Genomic DNA, 21,936 nt, shown 5'->3' with positions numbered 1-21,936 from the left:
AACGCCGAGCGGTGGTTTCCGGCGCCGCCGCTCGGCTGCCCGGACCTGCCGGTGGGAAGCTGGGCGCGTGCAGCCGCCTCCGCTCGCCGACGTCCCGCACCTCGGCCAGGTCGTCCCGTCCCTGCTCGCCGCGCTCGGGGTGCCCGGCTGCGTGAACACGCTGGCGTTGCCGGAGGTGCGCAGCGCCGGCGTCCTGCTCGTCGACGGGCTCGGCTGGGAGCTGCTCGCCGAGCACGCCGCGGACGCCCCGGTGCTGGCCGAGCTGGCCCGCGAGCCGCTGCGCGTCGGCTTCCCCTCGACGACGGCCGCCGGCGTCGCGGCCATCGGGACCGGGCTCGCGTCGGGCGAGCACGGCATGGTCGGCTACACCTTCGAAATGCCCGGCACGGGCGTGCTCAACGCGTTGCGCTGGTGCAGCCACGAAGACGGCAGCGACCTGCGCGGCGCCCTCCCGCCCCGCGAGGTGCAGCCCCTGCCGACGACGTTCGAGCGGGCCGCCGCGGCCGGGATCGACGCCGCGGTGGTGTCCGCGGCGAAGTTCCGCGACACGGCACTGACCCTGGCCACCCAGAGCGGGGCGCAGTACGCCGGGGTGCACGCGCTGGGCGACCTCGCCGCGCGGACGTTGTCGGTGCTCGGCGGGCGGGCGTTCTGCTACGCCTACCACAGCGAACTCGACCTGCTCGGGCACGTCTACGGCCCCGGTTCGGCCGCCTGGCGGATGCAGCTGCGGCAGGTCGACCGGCTCGTCGAGTCCCTTGTGGACGGTCTGCCGCCCGGCGCGCTGCTCGCGGTGGTGGCCGACCACGGAATGGTGACCGTCGACGACAAGCTCGACCTCGAAGACGTCCCCGAGCTGCTGTCCGGCGTTCGCACGTTCGGGGGCGAGGTCCGGGCCCGGCACGTCTACACCGAGCCGGGCGCGGCCGCCGACGTCCTCGCGGCCTGGCGGGCGGTGCTGGGCGAGCGGGCCTGGGTGCGTTCGCGGGAGGAGGCCGTCGCCGAGGGCTGGTTCGGGCACACGGTCAGCGACCGGGTGCTGCCGCGCATCGGTGACGTCGTCGCCGCGGCCCGCGGCCGGTTCGGGATGGTGCGGGGGCTCGCGGAAGCCGTCGAGACGTCCCTGATCGGCCAGCACGGCTCGCTGACCACCGCCGAACAGCTGGTCCCGCTGGCGCTCGCCCAGGGCTGACCCCCGGTTTCCGGGAACGTGCTCCGGCGGGAACTTTCGCCGTCCCGGTGCCGACCTGTCCACTGCGTACCGGACTGACGGGAGTGGGCGGAATGAGCGTGCTGGACGGGATCGGGGTCGTCGGGGCGGGCGGCGAGGGACGGGCCGTGGCGGCCTACCTCGCCGCGCGGGAGCTGCCCGTGCACCTGTACACGCGGGACCTCGCGGCGGTGGGGGAGATCGCGCGCCGCCGGGAGATCGTCGCGCACGGGGTGCTCGACGGGCGGTTCCCGCTGCGGGAGGTGACCGCGGACCCGGCCGGGATGGCCGCGCGGGCCGTCGTCCTGGTCGCCACCGTGACCACGGCTTATCCGGAGGTCGCCGCCCGGCTCGCGCCGCACCTGCACCCGGGGCAGGTCGTGGTGCTGTTCTCCAGCAAGCTGTGCGGGAGTGTCGAGTTCGCCCACGCGCTCGCCGCCGCCGGGGCGCCGGACGTCGACGTCGTGGAGACGGACGCGCTGTTCGCCGCCCGGCCGTCCGGGACCGGCGGTGTCACGGTGCTGGGCGTCAAGGGGTGGAACCTGATCTCCGGCTGCACCGAGGCCGCCGTCGGCCGGCACGCCGGGCTGCTGCGCGAGTGGTTCCCGATGCTGGAGCTCGCGCGCAACCCGGTGGAGCGCGGCCTGCACGACTTCGGCGCGGTCGCGCACGTGCCGATCGCCCTCGCGAACCTGGGCACCATCGACCGGGCGGAGGAGCTGCTCTTCTACGTCGAAGGCGTTTCGCGGCGCACGGTCGCCCTGCTCGAACGCACCGAGGCCGAGTTCGCCGCCGTCGCGCACGCCTACGGCGCCCGGCTGCTGCCCATGACGGAGGTCCTCGACCGGTACTACGGCTGCCCGGCCACGACGTTGCTCGACGCGCTGCGGACCGTGGAGCCGTACCGGACGATCGCCGCGCCGACCAGCCTCGACCACCGCTTCCTGACCGAGGACATCCGGTCGACGCTCGTCCCGCTGCAGGCACTGGCGCGGTGTGCGGGCGTGGCGACGCCGATGGTCGACGCAGCGATCACCATCATGTCGGTGCTCGGCGGCGAGGACTTCCGCCGGACGGGCCGGACCCTGCGGCGGCTCGGCTGGGACGGCCTCGGCCACGAGGCGATCCTGGGCCGGCTGCGGTCCGGGGAGCGGGTGGCGGACCGGGCTGCTTGAGCCGACAAGGGCATCACGCGTGATTGGAGGGGCATCACGTGTGATTGAGGGGGCATCTCACGTGATTGGCGGGGCATCACGCGTACCTGGAGAGACGACTTGCGTACCTGGAGGGACGACTCGCGTACCTGGAGGGACGACTCGCGTACCCAGGGGGACGACTCGCGGGGGTGGGTGGGGGCGCGGTTACCGTTTGGGGGTGCCACGACGCAACCGTCCCGGCCGCCGCTCGGACGGTGGGCCGCCGCCCGAGCGGGAGCTCGGTGCCGCCACCGGGTGGGCCAGGGCCGAGTCCGGCACCGATGGGGACTGGCTCGTGCGGACGGTGCCCGGGAGCCAGGCCACCAAGGTCTACCGCTGCCCCGGGTGCGACCACGAGATCCGGCCCGGGACGCCGCACCTCGTCGTCTGGCCGGCCGACGAGACCGGCTCGGTCGCCGACCGGCGGCACTGGCACCGGGCCTGCTGGGAAGCGCGGGCCCGGCGGCGGCCCTCCCGCCGCTGGTGACTTCGCTCTGGAGTTGTCAAACAGCGCCCGGCCTCAGCGCCGGTAGTGCCGCGACATCGCGCCCTCGTACAGCTCCTCCGTGTACTCCGTGAAGCCGAGCCGCTCCGCCACCCTCAGCGACGGCTTGTTCGCGATGCTCACGCTCGCCAGCACCGGCACCGACGGCAGCTCGCGCGCGCACCACCCGAGGACCGCCTGGCCGGCCTCGACCGCGTACCCCTTGCCCCACGCCGACGGCCGGAACCGGTAGCCGAGGTTGAGCACCTTCTCGCCGTTGAACTCGCGGAGCCGCACGCCGCACGTGCCGATCACCTCGGTGCCGCCGCGTTCGGTGACCGCGGGGTAGCCGAAGCCGTGCTCGGCCCAGTGCGCCAGCCACCCCGAGAACATCTCCGACGCGCGCGGGACGTCGGGCGGGTCGGGGTGGAAGCGGTTGGTGCGCGGGTCGGTGTGGATGTCGACCATCGCCTGCCGGTCCGCCTCGTGGAGCGGACGCAGCAGGAGCCGGTCGGTTTCGATGTCGGTGAACACGTCGGCCAAGCTAGCGGCGGGGTCCGACAAAATGACGCGCATGACCGAACTGCCGCTGGTCCTCCTCCACGCCTTCCCCCTGGATTCCCGCATGTGGAACGCGGTGCGGGAGCCCCTCGCTTCACACCTTCGGGTGATCACCCCGGACCAGCGCGGGCTCGGCCGCTCGCCGCTGCCGGAGACCGATCGCGAACCGAGCCTGGAAGACGCCGCCCGCGACGTCGTCGCCCTGCTCGACCGGCTGGAACTGGACCGGGTCGTGCTCGGCGGCTGCTCGATGGGCGGCTACCTCGCCATGGCGGTGCTGCGGCTCGCGCCGGAACGCGTCGGCGGGCTCGTGCTCATCGACACCAAGGCCACGCCCGACACGCCCGAGGCCGCGCAGACCCGGCTCGACGTCGCGGCCCGCGTCGAACGGGAGGGCACCGCGACCTGGCTGGCCGAAGGGAACCTGCCCACCCTGCTGGCGGAATCGATGCGGGAGCAGCGTCCCGAGCTCGTCGAGACGGTCCGCGGGATGATCGAATCGCAGCCGCCCGCCGGCATCGCCTGGACGGCGCTGGCCCTGCGGACCCGGCCGGACTCCCTCGACCTGCTGCGGGACGCCGGCGTGCCCGCGCTGGTCGTCGTCGGGGAAGAAGACCCGATCACCCCGGTGGCGGCGGCGAGCGCGATGGCCGGGGTCATGGACGGCTCGACGCTGGTCGTGCTCGCGGGCGCCGGTCACCTGACCCCGCTGGAGGACCCCGCGGGCGTGGTCGAAGCGATCCTGTCCTGGTACCCGGCGACTCACGAGAAGTAGGCGTCGAGCGCCGAGCGGGCTTCGGGAAGGCGGTCCGGGAACCGCCGGGCGATCACGAAGCGCCAGGCGACGGCGAAGAGTTCGCGCAACCGCGTGTACGCGCGAAGGGCGTCGTCGGACGCGGAGCCGGGGTAGGCGGCCAGGTACTCCGGGCCGCCCTGACGGCCCAGGATGCCGAGGTCCCAGGCGAGCGGCCCGAGCCAGGTGTCCTCGAAGTCCAGCCAGCACGGCCCGGCCGCGGTCGCGATCAGGTTGCCGGGGTGCGCGTCGCCGTGCAGCGGCTGGACGGCGACGCCCGGCAGCCCGGCTTCGACGCGCGCGGCTTCCGCACGCAGGCGGGGGTCGAGGTCGTACCGGCCGAAGAGCCGGTCCAGGTCGTCCAGCGGCCCGCGGCGGGGCAGCTCGCCCGGGTACTCGCGCAGGGCCGCGTGCAGTTCGGCGAGCGATCGCGCGACGACGTCCGGGGCGTACCGGTGGGCCGGATCGTGCGGGGTGTGGTGCCAGAGCGTGACCGGCAGGCCGTCCGCGAAATGCGGCCCGGCCGGGGGATCCGCCGAGGGTGAGACGACGAGCACACCACGGTCCGTGAGGAACCGCGAGAGGGCGACGTCACGCGCCAGCCAGGCCGCCGGTTCCGGCCGGAGCAGCCGGGTCGTCGCGGGCACCCTCGCGACCAGCGGACCCAGTCTCACCAGCACGTTCGACCGCTCGTGGAGCACGTCGGGGTCCTGGTCGGGCAGGCCGAGCCGGGCGGTCACGGCGCGGGCCGCGCGGACCGCCGCGCGGGTGTAGTCGTCGGCCACGGCCCGATCTTGCCAGCCGGTGCGCGCGACTGTCGGTAGCGAGGGCTACGATCCCCCTAAGCCGCCGGATCGGGCCTTCCCGACCCCCGGTGGCGCGACGATGACCACCACAAGGTTTCAGTGTTGGAGGCAGGAGTGACGGCCGTAGCCCCCAAGCCGATCGCGACGCGCCCGTATCCCGCGCGCGAGTCGGTCAAGGGTTCGTACCTGCTGCGGTTGTTCCGCACGACGGACCACAAGCAGATCGGGATCATGTACCTGGTCACGTCGTTCGCCTTCTTCATGGCGGGCGGCGCGATGGCCATGCTGATCCGCACCGAGCTGGCGCGGCCGGGGCAGCAGTTCCTGTCCCAGGAGCAGTACAACCAGCTGTTCACCATGCACGGCACGATCATGCTGCTGCTGTACGCGACCCCGATCCTCTTCGGCTTCGCGAACTTCGTGCTGCCGCTGCAGATCGGCTCGCCGGACGTCGCCTTCCCGCGGCTGAACGCGTTCTCGTACTGGCTGTACCTCTTCGGCGGCCTGATCGTGATCTCCGGCTTCCTGACCCCGGGTGGCGCCGCCGACTTCGGCTGGTTCGCCTACACCCCGCTGTCGGACGCCATCCACTCGCCGGGCGTCGGCGCGGACCTGTGGATCTCCGGCCTGGTGGTCTCCGGTCTCGGCACCATCCTCGGCGCGGTCAACATGATCACCACCGTGGTCTGCCTGCGCGCGCCGGGCATGACCATGTACCGGATGCCGATCTTCACCTGGAACATCCTGGTGACGTCGATCCTGATCCTGCTCGCCTTCCCGATCCTGACCGCGGCCCTGATGGGCCTGCTGGCGGACCGGCACCTCGGGGCGCACGTGTTCGACCCCGAAAACGGCGGCGTGATCCTCTGGCAGCACCTGTTCTGGTTCTTCGGCCATCCCGAGGTGTACATCGTCGCGCTGCCGTTCTTCGGCATCGTGTCGGAGATCTTCCCGGTGTTCAGCCGCAAGCCGCTGTTCGGCTACAAGAGCCTGGTCTGGGCGACGCTGGCCATCGCGGCCCTGTCGGTCGCGGTGTGGGCGCACCACATGTACGCCACCGGCGCCGTGCTGCTGCCGTTCTTCTCCTTCATGACGTTCCTGATCGCCGTCCCGACCGGCATCAAGTTCTTCAACTGGATCGGCACGATGTGGAAGGGCCAGCTGTCCTTCGAGACGCCGATGATCTTCTCGATGGGCTTCATCGTCACGTTCCTCTTCGGCGGCCTGACCGGCATCCTGCTGGCCGCGCCGGCGATCGACTTCCACGTGTCGGACAGCTACTTCGTCGTCGCGCACTTCCACTACGTGCTCTACGGCACGATCGTGTTCGCCACCTTCGCCGGCATCTACTTCTGGTTCCCGAAGATCACCGGCCGGATGATGGACGAGAAGCTCGGCAAGTGGCACTTCTGGACCACGTTCATCGGCTTCCACGGCACGTTCCTCGTCCAGCACTGGCTGGGTGCCGAGGGCATGCCGCGCCGGTACGCGGACTACCTGACCAGTGACGGCTTCACCACGCTGAACACGATCTCCACGATCGGCGCGTACATCCTCGGTGCCTCGACGCTGCCGTTCATCTGGAACGTCTTCAAGAGCTACCGGTACGGCGAGATCGTCACGGTGGACGACCCGTGGGGCTACGGCAACTCGCTCGAGTGGGCGACCTCCTGCCCGCCGCCGCGGCACAACTTCACCGAGCTGCCCCGGATCCGCTCCGAGCGGCCCGCGTTCGAGCTGCACTACCCGCACATGCTCGAACGCATCCACAAGGAAGGCGAGATCGGCTTCTTCGGGAAGCAGAAGGTCAACAGCCACGCGGCGCCGTCGCAGCTGCTCACGGAAGCGGTGATCCCCGGTGATCACTCGAACGACAACGCGAGTGAGCAAGGGGATAAGTAACCCCTGATCGAGTGGAGCGCGTGCCCGGCTTATGTGAAGCCGGGCACGCGCTCTACTTATGTTCGACCCCGGACCGGCAGACTGATCGTGCAGCGTTGCCGAACGAGGGATGACGAGAGTGACCCAGACCCCCGTCCTGATCACGACGACCGGCCCCGACAAGCCGGGTGTCTCGTCCGTGCTGTTCGCCGTGCTGACCCGGCACGACGTCGACGTGCTCGACGTCGAACAGGTCGTCATCCGCGGGCAGCTCGTGCTCGGGGTGCTCGCCGGGGTCTACCGCGACCCGGAGGGCCTGCAGGAGTCGGTCGAGCAGGCGATGGCGTCCGTCGGGATGCACGTCGACGTCAAGATCGGTTCGGCGATCGGGGAAGACCCGTTCGCGCTCGGCCGCCGCGACTCCACCCACGTGCTGGTCGTGCTCGGCCGCCCGGTCACCGCGCGCGGCTTCTCCGAGGTCGCCCGGCGGCTGGCGGCGCTCGGCGCCAACATCGACGCGATCCGCAGCGTCGCCGACTACCCCGTGACCGGGCTGGAGCTGTACGTCTCGGTCGACCGGGACACGCCCGAGGCCGACGCCGCCCTGCGCTCTGAGCTCGCCGACGCCGCCGTCGAAGTCGGCGTCGACATCGCCGTCGAGCGGGCCGGGATCACGCGCCGGGCCAAGCGCATGGTGGTCTTCGACGTCGACTCCACGCTCATCCAGGGCGAGGTCATCGAGATGCTCGGCGCGCACGCCGGCGTCGAACCGGAGATCCGCGAGATCACCGAAGCGGCCATGCGCGGCGAGCTGAACTTCACCGAGTCGCTGGAACGCCGGGTCGCGCTGCTGGAGGGCCTGCCCGCCACGGCGATCGACGAGGTCGCCGCGACGATCGAGCTGACCCCGGGGGCCCGCACGACGATCCGCACGCTCAAGCGGATGGGGTTCAAGACCGGGGTGGTGTCCGGCGGCTTCACGCAGGTCATCGGTGGCCTGGTGGAAGAGCTGGGCCTGGACTTCGCGGCGGCGAACGAGCTCGAGATCGTGGACGGCAAGCTGACCGGCAAGGTCGTCGGCGACGTCGTCGACCGTGCGGGCAAGGCGAAGGTGCTTCGCCGCTACGCCGCCGAGTACGACATCCCGCTCGAGCAGTGCGTCGCGGTCGGGGACGGCGCCAACGACATCGACATGCTGTCGGCCGCGGGCATGGGGGTCGCGTTCAACGCGAAGCCCGCGCTGCGCGAGGTGGCCGACACCGCGCTGTCGCACCCGTACCTCGACGCCGTGCTGTTCGTGCTCGGCCTCACCCGTGGCGAGGTCGAAGCGGCCGACGCCGCCGACGGGCTCGAGCTGATGCGTCCGTGAGCAGCGTTCTCGACCCCCTGGGCGCCCGCTACGCCTTCTGGCTGGGGCTCCCGGCCGAAGACACCTCGGACACCTCCGGCGAGCTCCCCGGGGAAGTCCGGGCGATGCCGGTGATCCTCCGCATCGAGCGGGCCGAGCCGCCCGGCCGCACGCCGCTGCTGGAAGCCGCGGCGGCGGCCGCGCTCGCGGTGTGTCTCGACGAACGCTCGCAGCCCGGCGGCGAGTGGGCCGAACCGATGCACGCGTGGCTGGACAACCGGATCCGGAAGGTCGCACGGCGGGCGCGGGGCGCGCACTGGGCGGCCGTCCAGGACCTGCCGGGCATCACCGTCGAGGTCGACGGCGCCCAGGCGCGCGCCCTCGTGCCGGGCCTGGTCACCGAGACGCCCAAGGACGTCGCGCGGCTGCAGATCTCGGGCAGCGAACTGCCGCCTGACGAGCCGGGCCCGCTCCCGAACGGCGTGCCGCTGCTGCTGCTCAACCCGCACGTGCCGATGACCGTCGGCAAGGCCGCCGCGCAGGTCGGCCACGCGACGATGATCCTGGCTGCGCTGCTGGACGACGCGAAGCGGGCCGCCTGGGCCGAGCGGGGCTTCCGGGTCGCCGTGCGCACGGCGAGCCCCGTGCAGTGGAAGGAACTGCACCCGGGCGACGACCCCGAGGGCGCGTGGCGGCGCGACCGGGTGATCGCGGTGCGGGACGCCGGGTTCACCGAGGTCGACCCGGGCACGATCACGGTTCTTGCCCAGTGGGAGCCGGAACAAGCGGCTTCCTGACCCGGTTGGAGGGGGCATGGCACTGGAAGTGGAACGCACTGGCGAGCACGCGTTCGTCGGGCGCAACGAGCGGGGCGCGGAGGTCCGGCTGGGCCGGAAGGGCGCCGAAGGGGCGTTCTCGCCCGCCGAGCTGCTGCAGATCGCGGCGGCGGGCTGCAGCGCGGTGACGGCCGAAGAGCTGATCGTCCGGCGGATCGGCGAAGACGCGAAGTTCCGCGTGAACGTCACCGCGGATCGGCGTGAAGGCGCTGCGGAGCTGGACGCCGTGCACGTCGCTTTCGACGTCGACGTGTCGACATTGGCCGCGGATCAGCGGGAAGCGCTGGCCGGGGCCGTGGACCGGGCGATCGAGCGGCTCTGCACGGTGAGCCGCACGCTCAAGAAGGGGATTCCGGTGACGGAGGAGTTCCCGGCGTAGCGTCGGGGGCGACCGGGATCAAGGTGTCCCACTCCTCGGCGAGCTTGCGCTGGTACTGCTCGTCGAGGAAGGGCACCACGGCGAAGCAGGACCGGCAGACCCGGGCGTGCCGCACCAGGAACACCGGCCGGGGCTCGAGGAACCCGGGCCGCTTGAACAAGATCCGCGCCATGCTGGAGGCCGTGTCGAAATCGGCGAGCGGGCTCAGGCTCTCTTCGCCGCAGACCGGGCAGCGCACGTCAGTTCTGGCCGGATTCCCACACGACGTACGCCTGGTCGGCGTCGGTCGTCATGGCCTCGATGAACTTCTCGTTGTCGAAGCCCGGCAGGGCCTGCAGGCGCTCGATCAGCGCGTCGGCCGCCGGGTCGCCGCTGGGGACCGCGGTCCCCTTGCCGTCGGTGCCCACCAGCATGAAGAACACGTCTTCGTTCCACGGGCCGTCGGGGATCACCCGGACCATCACCGAGGACAGCTCGGACCACGTGACGGCCTCTTCGCTGCCGTCCGCGAGCCGCCGCCGCACGCCGGTGTCGTCGACGCTGACGGTCCGGGACTGGGCGCTGGACGAATCCTGGGTCAACCGGTGCTCCCTTGTTGCTTCGGTGGCTTCACCGTACCGGGCGCGGCTGTGGACCGCGTCACGCGGGCGCGGCTGCGTCGAGCCGGCGCAGCGCGTCCCGCACCACCTTCGGGTCCATCGTGGGCCAGAACGGCGGCAGGGACGCACGCAGGAATCCGCCGTAGCGGGCGTTCGCCAGCCGCGAATCCAGCACCGCCACCACCCCGCGGTCGCTGACCGCGCGGTGCAGCCGCCCGGTGCCCTGTGCCAGCAGCAGTGCCGCGTGCGTGGCCGCCACCGTCAGGAACCCGTTGCCGCCGCGGGCTTCCACCGCGCGCTGGCGCGCCGAGGACACCGGGTCGTCCGGGCGCGGGAACGGGATCCGGTCGACCACCACGAGCTGCAGCGACGGCCCGGGCACGTCCACGCCCTGCCACAGGCTCAGCGTGCCGAACAGGCAGGTGCGGACGTCCTCGGAGAACTTCTGGACCAGCAGCGACGTCGCGTCGTCGCCCTGGCAGAGGATCGGGAAGTCCAGCCGCTCGCGCATCTCCTCCGTGGCCTGCTTGGCCGCCCGCATCGAGGAGAACAGCCCGAGCGTGCGCCCGCCCGCGGCCTCGATCAGCTCGGCCAATTCGTCCATTGTGGACGAAGTCAGGCCGTCGCGGCCCGGCGGCGGGAGGTGCTTGGCCAGGTACAGGATGCCGTTGCGCCGGTGGTCGAACGGCGAGCCGACGTCCAGGCCGGTCCACTTCGGGCCCGAGTCGTCCGACGGCGCTTCCTTCTCCGTCGCGGCGCCCGGCGCCTGCTCGACCCGCGCCGCGCCCGGCGGGAGGCCCCACTGGCGCGCCATCGTGTCGAACGTGCCGCCCAGGGTCAGCGTCGCCGACGTCAGGATCGTCGTGTGCTGGTTGAACACGCGCTCTCGCAGCAGGCCCGCGACACCGAGCGGCGCCACCTTCAGCGCCGGCGGCCGCGGGTTCGACGAGTACTTGTCGCCGGAGAGCCAGACGACGTCCCGCTGGTGCGCCTGGTCCTCGTCGAACGCCTCCAGCAGCCGGACCGCGGTGTCGTGCACCTCGTCGAGCAGCGACCGCGCCAGCTTGCGCGCGGTGGCCCCCTCGACGTCCTCCTTGCGGTCGCTGCCCAGCGCCGTGATGCACGCGTGCGCGGCGTCGCGGACCGCCGGGATCGCGCCCTTCAGCGGCCGCGGCAGCTCGTCCATCCGGCCCGCGGGCAGGTCGTCCACGATCAGCGCCAGCCCGTCACCCGCCTCCAGCAGGCGGTCGGCGACGTCGGCGTCGATGAGCTTGCCGCAGCGGCGCGCGGCCGAAGCGCACATCGCGCTGGTCAGCTCGCCGGTGGCGACCGAGGTGACCCGGTCGACCAGGTCGTGGGCCTCGTCGATGATCACCACGTCGTGGTCCGGCAGCACCTGGTAGCCCTGCAGCGCGTCGATCGCCAGCAGCGCGTGGTTGGTGACGATGACGTCCGCGCGGCCGGCCTCGGCGCGGGCCTTCTCGGCGAAGCAGTCCGTGCCGATCGGGCAGCGCGAAGCACCGAGACATTCCTTCGCCGTCACGGAAACCTGACGCCACGCCTGGTCGGTGACGCCGGGGACAAGCTCGTCACGGTCGCCGGTTTCGGTGTCCGACGCCCACTCCCGCAGCCGCGTGACCTCCTTGCCCAGCCGGGACACCGCGAACGGGTCGAACAGCTGCGCGTCCTCCGGCTCGTCCGGCGCGCCGGAATCCAGCCGGTGCAGGCACATGTAGTTGCGGCGGCCCTTGAGGATCGCGAAGGTCGGCTCGCGGCCGAGCGGCTTCTTCAGCGCCTTCGCCAGGCGGGGCAGGTCGCGGTCGACGAGCTGGCGCTGCAGCGCGATCGTCGCCGTGGAGACCACGACCGTCGCTTCCTTCTCGACGGCGTGCCTGATCGCGGGCACCAGGTAGGCCAGCGACTTGCCGGTGCCGGTGCCGGCCTGCACGGCCAGGTGCTCACCGGTGCGGATGGCACGGCCGACGGCGTCGGCCATCTGCACCTGCCCTGGGCGTTCGGCACCGCCGACGGACTCCACCGCGTGGGTGAGGAGTTCGAGGACGCCGGGGAAATCGGTTCGGGCGGGCACAGCGACACACATTAGCCGCCACCACCGACAGAGATCGGTGCTCCGTCGCGAACGGGCCACTCGCGTCGCGGAGGACCCCGGCTCGTGAGTGGTAAGGGCAGTTAGAACTGCCCTTACCACTCACGAGGGCTCGGGCGATCAGTCCTGGGTGCGGCCGGAGACCAGCTTCCAGGTCAGTGGCAGCAGCCCGGCGGCCACGACGATCTTGACCGCGTCCCCGATCAGGAACGGCGTGACGCCCTTGGCGAACGCCGTGGACAGGTCGAACCCGGTCGAAGCCATCAGCCACGGCACGCCGAACGCGTAGATCACGACGTTGCCGAGCACCATGGTCCCCGCGGTGCGGACCGGCGTCCGGTCGCCGCCGCGGCCGGCCAGCGCGCCGACCAGCGCACCGGCGAAGACGAACCCGACGATGTAGCCGGCGCTGGCGCCGGACAGGCCCGAGGTGCCGTGCTGGAACCACGGCACGCCAACCGCGCCGACCAGCAGGTACACCAGCATCGACGCGGCACCGCGCGACATGCCGAGCGACGCGCCGACGAGCAGCGCGGCGAACGTCTGGCCGGTCATCGGCACCGGGCTGCCCGGCACCGGGATCGTCAGCTGCGCGGCGGCGCCGGTGAGCACGGCACCGCCGGCGACCAGCGCGATGTCCCGCACGAGCGAGCCGGGCACGAGGTCGGCCAGCACGGGCCGCTTGCCGGCGAAGGACAGCGAAGACACGAAACCTCCCGAGGAGAACAGGCGACGCCCGAGGTTAACGCTCGTTACCGTCCCGCGGACCCGCCGAGTTGCGTTCCTCACCGGCCACTCGTCCGGGTGGACCCGATCAGGGCGGCCGCCGGACCGGCCGATGACGAAGGGGGCGACTGCGAACTGTCACGGAACCGAGGAGGCCGGAGCATGCGAACCGCCAGGAAGAGGACATTTCGGTTGCTGGCCGTGACGACGCTGGCCGTGCCGGTGCTGGGGGCCGCCGCTCCCGCGACGTCCACCGGATGGGCGGCTTCCGGCTCGGTGGACGTGACGATCGACAACGAGCACGTCGTCACCGGCGACCTGGCGAAGTGCACCGTCGACGGGCCGTACCGAGGCTGGACGCAGGGGGGTGCCACCGGCGACGTCGCCGTGTTCGGCGCGGGTGACAGCGGGTGCGGGCGGTCGGAGGACGTGTCGGTCGCGCAGGCGTCCGGACGCCGCTTCCGGGCGACCGTGCTGCAGCGCTACGGCGGTCCGGAGATCACCGTGCGCACGTACTCCGTGAAGTGCGCGACGACCGCGACCGGCAGCCTCGGCGAAGTGGCCGTCGGAGCCGTCGAGGGCATCACCGTGCCCGGGCAGATCCCGCCGAACCACCGGATCGTCATCCCCGGCGGCGCCGCGGGCACCGCGCTGGCGACGGTGACCCTCAACGAGACCGTCACGCCCCAGCCACCGGACGGCAGCCTGGTGACGCACGCGGTGCACATCAAGCTGTTCCCGCAGGGCGGTCCCGCGAGCGGGGACATCTACCTGGGCACGGCCGCCTGCGACCCGTTCGCCGAGAAGTGATCAGGCGGTCGTGAAGCGCGAAGCCGCCGCGACGAACTCGCCCGCCCGCGCGGCCAGGTCCGGCAGGCTGCCGCCGGACGAGAGCGCGTCGCCCAGCAACGGCGTCGCCGCGGCGACCGCGATCGCGCCCGCCCGCAGGTAGCCCTCGACGTCGGCCAGGTGGACGCCGCCGGTCGGCACCAGCGGGACGTCCGGCAGGGGCGCCCGCACCGCGCGCAGGTACGCGACGCCGCCCACGGCCGCGACCGGGAACACCTTCACCGCGGCCGCGCCGAGCCGCCACGCCTGGTCGATCTCCGTCGGCGTCAGCGCGCCGCAGACCACCGGGGTGTCCAGGGCCGCCGCCCGTTCGAGGACCGCCGGGTTGACCGTCGGCGTGATCAGGTACGCCGCGCCGGCGTCCACCGCGATGTCCACATCGGACGGTTCGCGGACGCTGCCCGCGCCGATCAGCGCGGCTTCGCCCAGCGCCAGGCGCAGCGCGGTGATGGCCGCGGGCGCGCCCGGCGTCGTCAGCGTCGCTTCGAGCAGGCGGACGCCCGCCGCGTGCAGCACCATCGCCGCGTCGGCGAACCGCGACGCGTCGGCGGCCCGCAGGATCGCGACGAGCCGGTGTTCCGCCAGCGCCGCCTGCAGGTCCTTCACGCGGCCGGGCCGACGACGGCGGTGCCGGTGTAGGTGACGCCCGCCTCGTCGAAGTCCTTCAGCGTCGCGTCGACCGTCGGCTGCGAGCCGCCGACGGTCAGGTCCAGCAGCACCCGCACCCCGAAGCCGGCCTTCTTCGCGTCGAGGGCCGTCGCGCGGACGCAGAAGTCCGTCGCGATGCCGACGACGTCGACGTCGGTCACGTCGTGCTCGCGCAGCCACGCCTCCAGGGACTTCCCGTCGCGGGCCGCGCCCTCGAAGCCGGAGTACGCGGCGCTGTACTCGCCCTTCGAGAACACCTCGCCGATCGGGACGACGTCGAGCGCGGCGTGGAACGACGCGCCCGCCGTGCCGGCGACGCAGTGCACCGGCCAGCTGTCCTTGAAGTCCGGCGTCTCGCTGAAGTGGTCGCCCGGGTCGATGTGGTTGTCCCGGGTGGCCACGACGTGGCTGTACCCGCCCTCCGCGGCCTGCTTGGAGATGCCGGCGGCCGCCGCGGCCCCGCCCGGCAGGCCGAGCGAACCCCCTTCGCAGAAGTCGTTCTGCACGTCCACCACGATCAGCGCGGTCGCCATCGGTCGGCCTTCCTGTCAGAGAAACAACGTCGGGATCGCGGGCTCGCCGTGCGAGAGCTTGAGGCCCTCCCACGGCAGGCTGACCAGGCCGCGGCGCAGCCGCTGCCTGGCGTCGTCGAGCGTAGGCAGGTCCGGCTCCGGGCGGCCAGCGCGCAGCAGCGGGATCTGCAGCGGCCGGTCGTTGGTTTCGGGCTCCGGCGTGCCCGATCCGGAAGCCCAGACGACCTCCTCGACCGCCGTGCCCGTGCCGCGGTGGCGCCGCAGCGCGGACTTGCGGCCGCCGCGGGACTCCTTGTGCGCGCTGCGCTTGGCGACCGGCTTGCCGTCCACCTCGACCAGCTTGTAGACCATGCCGGCGGTCGGCGCGCCGGACCCGGTGACCACCGAGGTGCCGACGCCGTACGCGTCCACCGGCTCCGCGCGCAGCGCCGCGATGGCGTGTTCGTCGAGGTCGCCGGACACCACGATCCGGGTGTCCTTCGCGCCGAGGGAGTCCAGCTGCTCGCGGGCGCGGCGGGCGAGCGGGCCGACGTCGCCGGAGTCGATCCGGATCGCGCCGAGCTCGGGCCCGGCGACGCGGACGGCCGTCTCGATGCCCGCGGTGATGTCGTAGGTGTCGACCAGCAGCGTCGTGTCCGCGCCCATCTTGTCGACCTGGGCGCGGAAGGCCGCTTCTTCGCTGTCGTGCAGCAGCATGAAGGCGTGCGCGACGGTGCCGCGGGTCGGGATGCCGTAGCGGCGCCCGGCTTCCAGGTTGGACGTCGTCGCGAACCCGGCCAGGTAGGCGGCGCGCGCGGCCGCGACCGCGGCGTACTCGTGCGTGCGGCGGCCGCCCATCTCGATGATCGGGCGGCCGTGCGCGGCGCCGGACATCCGGGCCGCCGCCGACGCGATGGCGCTGTCGTGGTTGAGGATCGACAGCACCAGCGTCTCCAGCAGCACGCACTCGGCGAACGAGCCGGTGACGGTGAGGATCGGCGAGCCGGGGAAGTACAGCTCGCCTTCGGGGTAGCCGTCGATGTCGCCCGAGAACTCGTAGTCCGCCAGCCAGGCGAGCGTCGCGTCGTCGACGACCGCGGTGGCCTCCAGCTGCGCGAGCTCCGCGTCGGTGAAGCGGAAGTCCGCGATCGCGTCGAGGACACGGGCGGTGCCCGCGACGACGCCGTAGCGGCGGCCGTCCGGGAGCCGCCTGGCGAAAACTTCGAACACGCAGGGCCGCGCGTGCGTCCCGTCGGCGAGCGCGCTGCCCAGCATGGTCAGCTCGTAGTGGTCGGTGAGCAGCGCAGTGCTGGCCGTGGCCGGTTCCGGTGAACCCATGGGGTAAGCCTATTCACCCACATGGCCGGACCTGGCGCGGCGTACCCCGTGACCCCCGTGACACCATGGGGTGCATGTCCACGCCTGTCGCATCCGAACAGACGCAGGTCGAACCGGCCGGTGCGGAAGTCGCCGAGTCGGACACACCGTGGCGGACCGTGGTGTGGAACGACCCGGTCAACTTGATGTCGTACGTGACGTACGTCTTCCAGAAGCTGTTCGGCTACAGCCGCGACCACGCCACCAAGCTGATGCTGGACGTGCACCACAAGGGCAAGGCGATCGTGTCGTCCGGCAGCAAGGAGAAGGTGGAGACGGACGTGGCGAAACTCCACGCGGCCGGCCTCTGGGCCACCATGGAGCAGCCCTCGTGAACGGATGGCGGCGCAAGGGTGCGGTGATCCACGCGGGCTTCGAGCAGCAGGAAGCGGCCGTGCTGCGCGGACTGGTCAGCCAGCTCGAGGACATGCTCACCGCGCGCGCCGAAGAGGCCCCGCAGGACGAACTCGCCGAGCTCACCGGCATCCGGACCGGGCCGACCGAGTCCCCGGACGACCCGGTGCTCTCGCGGCTGCTCCCGGACTTCCACAAGCTCGACCCGGACAACCCGTCGCGCGAGGACATCGACTCCTCCGCGGCGATGCGGTCGCTGCACGAGCCGGAGCTGCTCGACATCAAGGTCGGCGTCGCGAAGATCGTGCTCGACACGCTGCCCCGCGACGGCGGCCACGTCCGGCTGACCGAGGAGCAGGCCGACGCCTGGCTGGGCGCGCTCAACGACGTCCGGCTGGCGCTCGGCACCGCCCTCGACGTCACCGAGGACATGCCCGACGAACTGCCCGAGGACGACCCGCGGGCGCCGCACCTCGGCGTCTACCACTGGCTGACCTGGGTGCAGGAGACGCTGATCCAGGCGCTGACCGGGTGATCACCGACGTGCCCGGTGTCCTCGTCGGGCACCACGAGCGGGTCGGCGACGGCTGGGCCACCGGGACGACGGTGGTGCTCGTGCCCGAGGGTGCGGTCGGCGCGGTCGACCAGCGCGGCGGCGCGCCCGGCACGCGCGAGACGAACCTGCTGGAGCCGGAGAACCTGGTGCAGCGGGTCAACGCCGTGTGCCTGTCGGGTGGGTCGGCGTACGGCCTGGCCGCGGCCGACGGCGTGATGCGGTGGCTGGCGGAGCGGAACCTGGGCTTCCCGGTCGGGACGCAGCCGCACGAGGTCGTGCCGATCGTGCCCGCGGCGGTGCTGTTCGACCTGCCGCGCAGCGAGTGGGGCAACCGGCCCGACGCGTCCTTCGGCTACGCGGCCTGCGAAGCGGCTTCGGGCTCCTTCGCCCTGGGGACGGTCGGCGCGGGCGCCGGGGCGGCTGTCGGGTCGCTGAAGGGCGGCATCGGCTCGGCGAGCGAGGTCGTCGGCGAGTACACGGTCGGGGCGCTGGCGGCGGTCAACGCGGCCGGGGAGGCCGTGGACCTCTCGACAGGCCGGGCCTACGCGGCCGACCACGGCGAGTTCGGCGTGACGTGGCCCTCGCGGGCCGCTGACCTGCCGTCGCGGCGGACGGATCTGAACACGACGATCGGCGTGGTCGCGGTCGACGCGGCCCTGTCGAAGGCCGAGGCGCGGCGGATCGCGGTCGCGGCGCAGGACGGGCTGGCGCGTGCGGTGCGGCCGGCGCACTCGATGTTCGACGGTGACACGGTGTTCGCGCTGGCCACGGGCGCGCGCGAGCTGCCGGACGCGAGCGGCCCGTTCGGCGCGGCGACCCGGCCGGCGGCACTGGACGCGCTGTGCTCGGCGGCCGCCCGGGTGTTCGCCCGGGCGATGGTCCACGGGCTGCTGGCGGCGACCACAGCCGGCGGGGTGCCCGCCTACCGGGACGTCTGGCCGGAAGCGTTCGCGTAACGCCGGGCGGCCCGGCTCGGATCATCCTGGGGTGCAGCTCGACGAGAAGTGGGTCGTCCGGATCCACGATGACAACGTGAACAGCCACGCCGGGGTGGCTTTGGTGCTGGCGGAGCTGCTGGAGCTGCCGGCCGAAGACTCCTGGGCCGCCGCGGAGCGGGTCCACACGACCGGCTCGGTCGCGCTCGACCCGCTGCCGGCCGGACCGGCGGAGGACTTCGCCGCGGCCCTGCAGGTCCGCGGCCTCCACGCGACCCTGGAGCCGGCCCCGTGACCGACTTCGCGCACGTCACGGCCTGGTCCGGGCGCGTCCGGATCGCGTTCGCGCCCAACACCGCGTCGGTGCTGCACGGGATGCTCTCCGACGTCGCGGCCCGGCTGGGCGGCTCCGGGCGGAAGGGCATCGCCGACACCACGCTGTTCCCGGACGCCTACCGCCGCCGCAAGCCGAGTGCCGCGTTCCGGGACCGGCACGGCGCGGCGATGCGCGCCGAGGTGGTGGCCGCGTTCTCGCGGGTGCTGGCGGCGTGGTCCGGCGGGCCGGAGCTGGAGCTCGACCTGGCGGGCGCCCGCGACCTGCGGCTCGTGCTCGCCCACGCCCAGTCGGCGTACCTGCGGAAGCCGCGCTGGGAGGTGCCGGCCGACGAGCTGTTCGCCACGCGCTGGGGCGCCGAACTGAAGTTCGCCTGGCTCCAGGAACTGGAAAGCCACGTCGCCGCGGCGGCGCTGGCCCGGGACGACGTGCCGGTGTTCCTGGAGCTCTGACCCTTCAGCCGCCTGGGTAGGGGTCTTCGGGCAGGGCGTCGTCGCCGATCTCAAGGTTCGCCGCGCGCACGGCGCTCACGTATTCCTCGTCGATCTCCATGTCGATGCCGCCGACCGACAGGACCGGGCCCAGCGAGGGGTGGATCTCCAGCGGGCCGAGCTCGGTGCTGCGCGGCAGGCGTTCCCAGATCTGCTTCGGGCGGTGCAGGCTCCAGCGGCTGCACGCCAGGAGCGTGACGTGCCGGTCGGTCACCATGACCAGGAACCCGACCCGCATGCGCATGCGGTTGACGTAGAGCGACATCCCGGGGATCAGGTACTGGATCCGCTCGTCCGTGCCGAGGTACATCCGGCACCGATCACGCACTTTCGACGACAGCGGCACCCGGCCAGTATCCCAAGAACGGCCGGTGAGCGGTATGTCTCATCATCTGGACCAGCTTTGTCCACCACCTAAGATGTCGGTGTGCTCCGGATCCGCCGTGAACTCGTCGACGAGATCGTCGCCCACGCCCGTCGTGACCACCCCGACGAGGCGTGCGGGGTGATCGCCGGGCCCGACGGCTCGGATTCCCCCGAGCGGTTCATCCCCATGCTCAACGCGGCCCGGTCGCCGACGTTCTACGAGTTCGACTCCGGTGACCTGCTGAAGCTCTACCGGGAGATGGCCGCGAACGACGAGGTGCCGGTGGTCATCTACCACTCGCACACCGCGACCGAGGCGTACCCGTCGCGGACCGACGCGAACATCGCCGCCGAGCCGGACGCGCACTACGTGCTCGTCTCCACCCGCGACCCCGAAGTGCACGAGTTCCGGTCGTACCGGATCGTGGACGCCGAGATCACCGAGGAGCCGGTCGAGATCGTCGACTGAGTCCCGTCGGAACAAACCGCGCGCCGAAGGCGTCTGCGTCTAGGAAACCACCGGAGGTAAGAACCCATGGCCGTGACCGTCTCCATCCCGACGATCCTGCGCACCCACACCGGCGGCGAGAAGTCCGTCGAGGCGAAGGGCGCGACCGTCCTCGAGGTCATCGACGACGTCGAGGCCCGGCACGCCGGCATCAAGGCGCGCCTGGTCAAGGAGGAGAAGCTGCACCGCTTCATCAACGTCTACGTCAACGACGAGGACGTGCGCTTCGCCGGCGGGCTCGAGGCCGAGGTCAAGGACGGCGACACGCTGACCATCCTCCCCGCCGTGGCCGGTGGCTGATCGATGGCTCGCTTCGAGTCCCTGCTCGACGCGCTCGGCGGCACCCCGCTGGTCGGGCTGCCCCGGCTCTCCCCGACGCACGACGTGCGCCTGTGGGCGAAGCTGGAGGACCGCAACCCGACCGGCTCGATCAAGGACCGGCCCGCGCTGGCCATGATCGAAGCCGCCGAGCGTGAAGGCAAGCTGCGGCGCGGCTCCACGATCCTGGAGCCGACGTCGGGCAACACCGGCATCGCGCTGGCCATGGCCGCCAAGCTCAAGGGCTACGGGCTGGTCTGCGTGATGCCGGAGAACACCTCCACCGAGCGCAAGCAGCTGCTGCAGGCGTACGGCGCGCGGATCGTCTTCTCCCCGGCCGCGGGCGGCTCGAACGAGGCCGTCCGGCGGGCGAAGGAGCTGGCCGAGGCGAACCCCGACTGGGTGATGCTCTACCAGTACGGCAACCCGGCCAACGCCGACGCGCACTACCGCGGCACCGGCCCGGAGCTGCTCAAGGACCTGCCGACGCTGACGCACTTCGTCGGCGGCCTCGGTACGACCGGGACCCTGGTCGGGGTCGGGCGGTACCTGCACGAGGCGAAGCCGGACGTCCAGATCATCGCGGCCGAGCCGCGCTACGGCGAGCTGGTGTACGGCCTGCGCAACCTCGACGAGGGGTTCGTGCCGGAGCTGTACGACGCTTCGGTGCTCAACGGCCGCTACTCCGTGGGCGCGTACGACGCCCTGCGGCGCACGCGGGAGCTGCTGGAGCACGAAGGCATCTTCGCGGGCATCTCGACGGGCGCGGTGCTGCACGCGGCGCTGGCGGTGGCCGAGAAGGCCGCGGCCCGCGGCGAGCAGGCGGACGTCGCGTTCGTCGTCGCGGACGCCGGGTGGAAGTACCTGTCGACCGGGGCGTACGCGGGATCGCTGGACGAGGCGGCCGAGCGGCTCGACGGGCAGCTCTGGGCCTGAGTCACTCGAGCCGCCAGAGCTCGGGGAGGGCGAGGTCGACGCCGTCGGCCAGCCGCTCGAAGGTGGCCATCGTCGTCCCGAGGTCGTCGAACACCTTCGGCAGCACCTTCAGCGGCTTGCTCAGGGGGCGCCAGAAGGCGTCCCAGTGCACCGGCCGGACGGTTTGCGCGCCGACCGCGCCGGCCGTCTCGCGCCAATACCGCTCCCGCCACGCCTCGGTCTGCTTCCCCGCCTGCCCGACGCCGAGGTAGCAGACGTCCGCCTCGTGGCCGGCCAGTGCGCCGGGCACGAAGTTCGCCGACGCGTGGACCAGCACGGTGCCCGCCGGGTGCGCGATGTGGAACGAATAGCAGCGACCGGTCTTGAACGCCTTGGACCTGGCCGGCAGCCGGACCGGCTCGGTGATCTCGCCGGGCACGCGGTCGCCGGCGCTGTGCACGGCCTCGACCGGCGTCACCGTGAAGGCGCCGAACTCCACCGGCCGGCCGGGCACCAGCTCCTCGAACGGTTCGGCGGCCAGTCCGTAGCCCTCCTGGACCTTCCGGGTCGACGGTGAGCCGGCCAGCGTGGCGCCGGTCCGCTGCGCGACGACCGGCGCGTCCAGGACGTGGTCGACGTGCGAATGCGCGACCAGAACGGCATCGAACCCCGTGACACCGAGCCGGCCGAGCGCGTCGTCGATGCGCTTGCGGTCCGGGGCCACGCGGGTCGCCATCTTCAGCAGCGACGGCCGGGAGAAGAAGCCGTCGACCAGGACGGCCGAGCTTCCGTCGGTGACCAGGACGTTCGAAACCCCGGCGAAGGCCGTGCGCAGTTCGGGCATGCT

Annotated in this window: 28 protein-coding genes; 17 read left to right on the top strand and 11 right to left on the bottom strand. The window is 72.4% G+C overall.

Features of this window, described 5'->3' with window-relative positions; all coding sequences use genetic code 11:
- The first annotated feature begins 67 nt into the window (after window positions 1-67).
- The 3 genes from OO60_RS10510 to OO60_RS10500 all read left to right on the top strand — a co-directional run bounded on the left by OO60_RS10510 (window position 68) and on the right by OO60_RS10500 (window position 2,893).
- A complete protein-coding gene (locus OO60_RS10510; protein ID WP_004560425.1) occupies window positions 68-1,192 on the top strand; it encodes an alkaline phosphatase family protein in 1,125 nt (374 codons plus the stop codon).
- Between the two features lie 92 nt (window positions 1,193-1,284).
- Complete coding sequence (locus OO60_RS10505; RefSeq protein ID WP_004560427.1) at window positions 1,285-2,385, top strand: NAD/NADP-dependent octopine/nopaline dehydrogenase family protein; 1,101 nt, start codon at window positions 1,285-1,287, stop codon at window positions 2,383-2,385.
- Window positions 2,386-2,584: 199 nt separating this feature from the next.
- A complete protein-coding gene (locus OO60_RS10500) occupies window positions 2,585-2,893 on the top strand; it encodes a hypothetical protein (RefSeq protein WP_033261270.1) in 309 nt (102 codons plus the stop codon).
- A 33-nt stretch (window positions 2,894-2,926) separates the two neighbouring features.
- Here the strand turns inward: OO60_RS10500 and OO60_RS10495 are convergent, their stop codons facing one another.
- Complete coding sequence (locus OO60_RS10495) at window positions 2,927-3,466, bottom strand: GNAT family N-acetyltransferase (RefSeq protein WP_004560431.1); 540 nt, start codon at window positions 3,464-3,466, stop codon at window positions 2,927-2,929.
- Between OO60_RS10495 and OO60_RS10490 the strand changes: the two genes are divergently transcribed.
- Window positions 3,465-4,226, top strand: a complete 762-nt coding sequence (locus OO60_RS10490; protein ID WP_004560433.1) for an alpha/beta fold hydrolase — start codon at window positions 3,465-3,467, stop codon at window positions 4,224-4,226. The genes OO60_RS10495 and OO60_RS10490 overlap by 2 nt on opposite strands.
- Here OO60_RS10490 and OO60_RS10485 read toward each other — a convergent pair.
- Entirely contained in the window at window positions 4,214-5,029 is an 816-nt protein-coding gene (locus OO60_RS10485) for a phosphotransferase (protein ID WP_004560435.1), read from the bottom strand. The genes OO60_RS10490 and OO60_RS10485 overlap by 13 nt on opposite strands.
- A gap of 135 nt (window positions 5,030-5,164) precedes the next feature.
- Here OO60_RS10485 and ctaD point away from each other — a divergent pair, with 135 nt between their 5' ends.
- The 4 genes from ctaD to OO60_RS10465 all read left to right on the top strand — a co-directional run bounded on the left by ctaD (window position 5,165) and on the right by OO60_RS10465 (window position 9,494).
- Window positions 5,165-6,952, top strand: a complete 1,788-nt coding sequence (ctaD, locus tag OO60_RS10480; RefSeq protein WP_004560437.1) for an aa3-type cytochrome oxidase subunit I — start codon at window positions 5,165-5,167, stop codon at window positions 6,950-6,952.
- A 118-nt stretch (window positions 6,953-7,070) separates the two neighbouring features.
- Window positions 7,071-8,300 (top strand): phosphoserine phosphatase SerB, encoded by a 1,230-nt coding sequence (gene serB, locus OO60_RS10475; RefSeq protein ID WP_004560439.1) that lies wholly within the window; start codon window positions 7,071-7,073, stop codon window positions 8,298-8,300.
- Window positions 8,297-9,076, top strand: coding sequence for an aminoacyl-tRNA hydrolase (locus tag OO60_RS10470; protein WP_004560441.1), 780 nt, complete (start codon window positions 8,297-8,299; stop codon window positions 9,074-9,076). The genes serB and OO60_RS10470 overlap by 4 nt, the downstream gene beginning before the upstream one ends.
- A 16-nt stretch (window positions 9,077-9,092) precedes the next feature.
- Window positions 9,093-9,494, top strand: coding sequence for an OsmC family protein (locus OO60_RS10465; RefSeq protein WP_004560444.1), 402 nt, complete (start codon window positions 9,093-9,095; stop codon window positions 9,492-9,494).
- Here the strand turns inward: OO60_RS10465 and OO60_RS10460 are convergent.
- The 4 genes from OO60_RS10460 to OO60_RS10445 all read right to left on the bottom strand — a co-directional run bounded on the left by OO60_RS10460 (window position 9,454) and on the right by OO60_RS10445 (window position 12,908).
- The gene (locus OO60_RS10460) at window positions 9,454-9,666 is read right to left on the bottom strand and encodes a hypothetical protein (RefSeq protein WP_156081302.1); all 213 of its coding nucleotides are present in this window, start codon (window positions 9,664-9,666) and stop codon (window positions 9,454-9,456) included. The genes OO60_RS10465 and OO60_RS10460 overlap by 41 nt on opposite strands.
- Before the next feature lie 67 nt (window positions 9,667-9,733).
- Complete coding sequence (locus OO60_RS10455) at window positions 9,734-10,075, bottom strand: hypothetical protein (RefSeq protein WP_004560447.1); 342 nt, start codon at window positions 10,073-10,075, stop codon at window positions 9,734-9,736.
- A gap of 58 nt (window positions 10,076-10,133) precedes the next feature.
- Complete coding sequence (locus tag OO60_RS10450; protein WP_004560449.1) at window positions 10,134-12,182, bottom strand: ATP-dependent DNA helicase; 2,049 nt, start codon at window positions 12,180-12,182, stop codon at window positions 10,134-10,136.
- A gap of 138 nt (window positions 12,183-12,320) precedes the next feature.
- On the bottom strand, window positions 12,321-12,908 hold the full coding sequence (locus OO60_RS10445) for a biotin transporter BioY (protein ID WP_004560450.1): 588 nt from the start codon (window positions 12,906-12,908) through the stop codon (window positions 12,321-12,323).
- 210 nt (window positions 12,909-13,118) lie between these two features.
- Here OO60_RS10445 and OO60_RS10440 point away from each other — a divergent pair, with 210 nt between their 5' ends.
- Window positions 13,119-13,736, top strand: a complete 618-nt coding sequence (locus tag OO60_RS10440) for a choice-of-anchor P family protein (RefSeq protein ID WP_004560452.1) — start codon at window positions 13,119-13,121, stop codon at window positions 13,734-13,736.
- Here the strand turns inward: OO60_RS10440 and OO60_RS10435 are convergent, their stop codons facing one another.
- Genes OO60_RS10435 through OO60_RS10425 form a run of 3 tightly spaced genes read right to left on the bottom strand, consistent with a single transcriptional unit; the run spans window position 13,737 to window position 16,273 of the window.
- Entirely contained in the window at window positions 13,737-14,381 is a 645-nt protein-coding gene (locus OO60_RS10435; RefSeq protein WP_004560454.1) for a bifunctional 4-hydroxy-2-oxoglutarate aldolase/2-dehydro-3-deoxy-phosphogluconate aldolase, read from the bottom strand. It abuts the gene before it with no gap.
- Entirely contained in the window at window positions 14,378-14,956 is a 579-nt protein-coding gene (locus OO60_RS10430) for an isochorismatase family protein (RefSeq protein ID WP_004560456.1), read from the bottom strand. The genes OO60_RS10435 and OO60_RS10430 overlap by 4 nt, the downstream gene beginning before the upstream one ends.
- Before the next feature lie 15 nt (window positions 14,957-14,971).
- Window positions 14,972-16,273, bottom strand: a complete 1,302-nt coding sequence (locus OO60_RS10425; RefSeq protein ID WP_004560459.1) for a nicotinate phosphoribosyltransferase — start codon at window positions 16,271-16,273, stop codon at window positions 14,972-14,974.
- 74 nt (window positions 16,274-16,347) lie between these two features.
- Here OO60_RS10425 and clpS point away from each other — a divergent pair, with 74 nt between their 5' ends.
- Genes clpS through OO60_RS44965 form a run of 5 tightly spaced genes read left to right on the top strand, consistent with a single transcriptional unit; the run spans window position 16,348 to window position 18,943 of the window.
- Complete coding sequence (clpS, locus tag OO60_RS10420) at window positions 16,348-16,647, top strand: ATP-dependent Clp protease adapter ClpS (protein ID WP_004560461.1); 300 nt, start codon at window positions 16,348-16,350, stop codon at window positions 16,645-16,647.
- Complete coding sequence (locus OO60_RS10415) at window positions 16,644-17,201, top strand: DUF2017 domain-containing protein (protein WP_004560463.1); 558 nt, start codon at window positions 16,644-16,646, stop codon at window positions 17,199-17,201. Before clpS ends, OO60_RS10415 begins: the two co-directional genes overlap by 4 nt.
- The gene (locus tag OO60_RS10410) at window positions 17,198-18,178 is read left to right on the top strand and encodes a P1 family peptidase (protein ID WP_033261269.1); all 981 of its coding nucleotides are present in this window, start codon (window positions 17,198-17,200) and stop codon (window positions 18,176-18,178) included. Before OO60_RS10415 ends, OO60_RS10410 begins: the two co-directional genes overlap by 4 nt.
- A 31-nt stretch (window positions 18,179-18,209) precedes the next feature.
- Window positions 18,210-18,452, top strand: a complete 243-nt coding sequence (locus tag OO60_RS10405; protein ID WP_004559272.1) for an ATP-dependent Clp protease adaptor ClpS — start codon at window positions 18,210-18,212, stop codon at window positions 18,450-18,452.
- Window positions 18,449-18,943 (top strand): DUF2017 family protein, encoded by a 495-nt coding sequence (locus tag OO60_RS44965; protein WP_004559271.1) that lies wholly within the window; start codon window positions 18,449-18,451, stop codon window positions 18,941-18,943. The genes OO60_RS10405 and OO60_RS44965 overlap by 4 nt, the downstream gene beginning before the upstream one ends.
- Before the next feature lie 4 nt (window positions 18,944-18,947).
- On the opposite strand, the gene OO60_RS10395 is transcribed toward OO60_RS44965, so the two are convergent.
- A complete protein-coding gene (locus OO60_RS10395; protein WP_033261268.1) occupies window positions 18,948-19,328 on the bottom strand; it encodes a hypothetical protein in 381 nt (126 codons plus the stop codon).
- Between the two features lie 81 nt (window positions 19,329-19,409).
- Between OO60_RS10395 and OO60_RS10390 the strand changes: the two genes are divergently transcribed.
- The 3 genes from OO60_RS10390 to OO60_RS10380 all read left to right on the top strand — a co-directional run bounded on the left by OO60_RS10390 (window position 19,410) and on the right by OO60_RS10380 (window position 21,110).
- Complete coding sequence (locus OO60_RS10390) at window positions 19,410-19,817, top strand: M67 family metallopeptidase (protein ID WP_004559269.1); 408 nt, start codon at window positions 19,410-19,412, stop codon at window positions 19,815-19,817.
- A 66-nt stretch (window positions 19,818-19,883) separates the two neighbouring features.
- Window positions 19,884-20,156: a MoaD/ThiS family protein gene (locus OO60_RS10385; RefSeq protein ID WP_004559268.1), complete on the top strand. Its 273-nt coding sequence runs from the start codon at window positions 19,884-19,886 to the stop codon at window positions 20,154-20,156.
- 3 nt (window positions 20,157-20,159) lie between these two features.
- Entirely contained in the window at window positions 20,160-21,110 is a 951-nt protein-coding gene (locus OO60_RS10380) for a PLP-dependent cysteine synthase family protein (RefSeq protein WP_004559267.1), read from the top strand.
- Between the two features lies 1 nt (window position 21,111).
- Here the strand turns inward: OO60_RS10380 and OO60_RS10375 are convergent, their stop codons facing one another.
- Window positions 21,112-21,933, bottom strand: coding sequence for an MBL fold metallo-hydrolase (locus OO60_RS10375; RefSeq protein WP_004559266.1), 822 nt, complete (start codon window positions 21,931-21,933; stop codon window positions 21,112-21,114).
- Between the last annotated feature and the right edge of the window lie 3 nt (window positions 21,934-21,936).

It is taken from the genome of Amycolatopsis vancoresmycina (assembly GCF_000716785.1).
GTDB lineage: Bacteria > Actinomycetota > Actinomycetes > Mycobacteriales > Pseudonocardiaceae > Amycolatopsis > Amycolatopsis vancoresmycina.
Note: the sequence above shows the minus strand (reverse complement) of the source record. Positions and strands in the feature narration are given on the sequence as shown.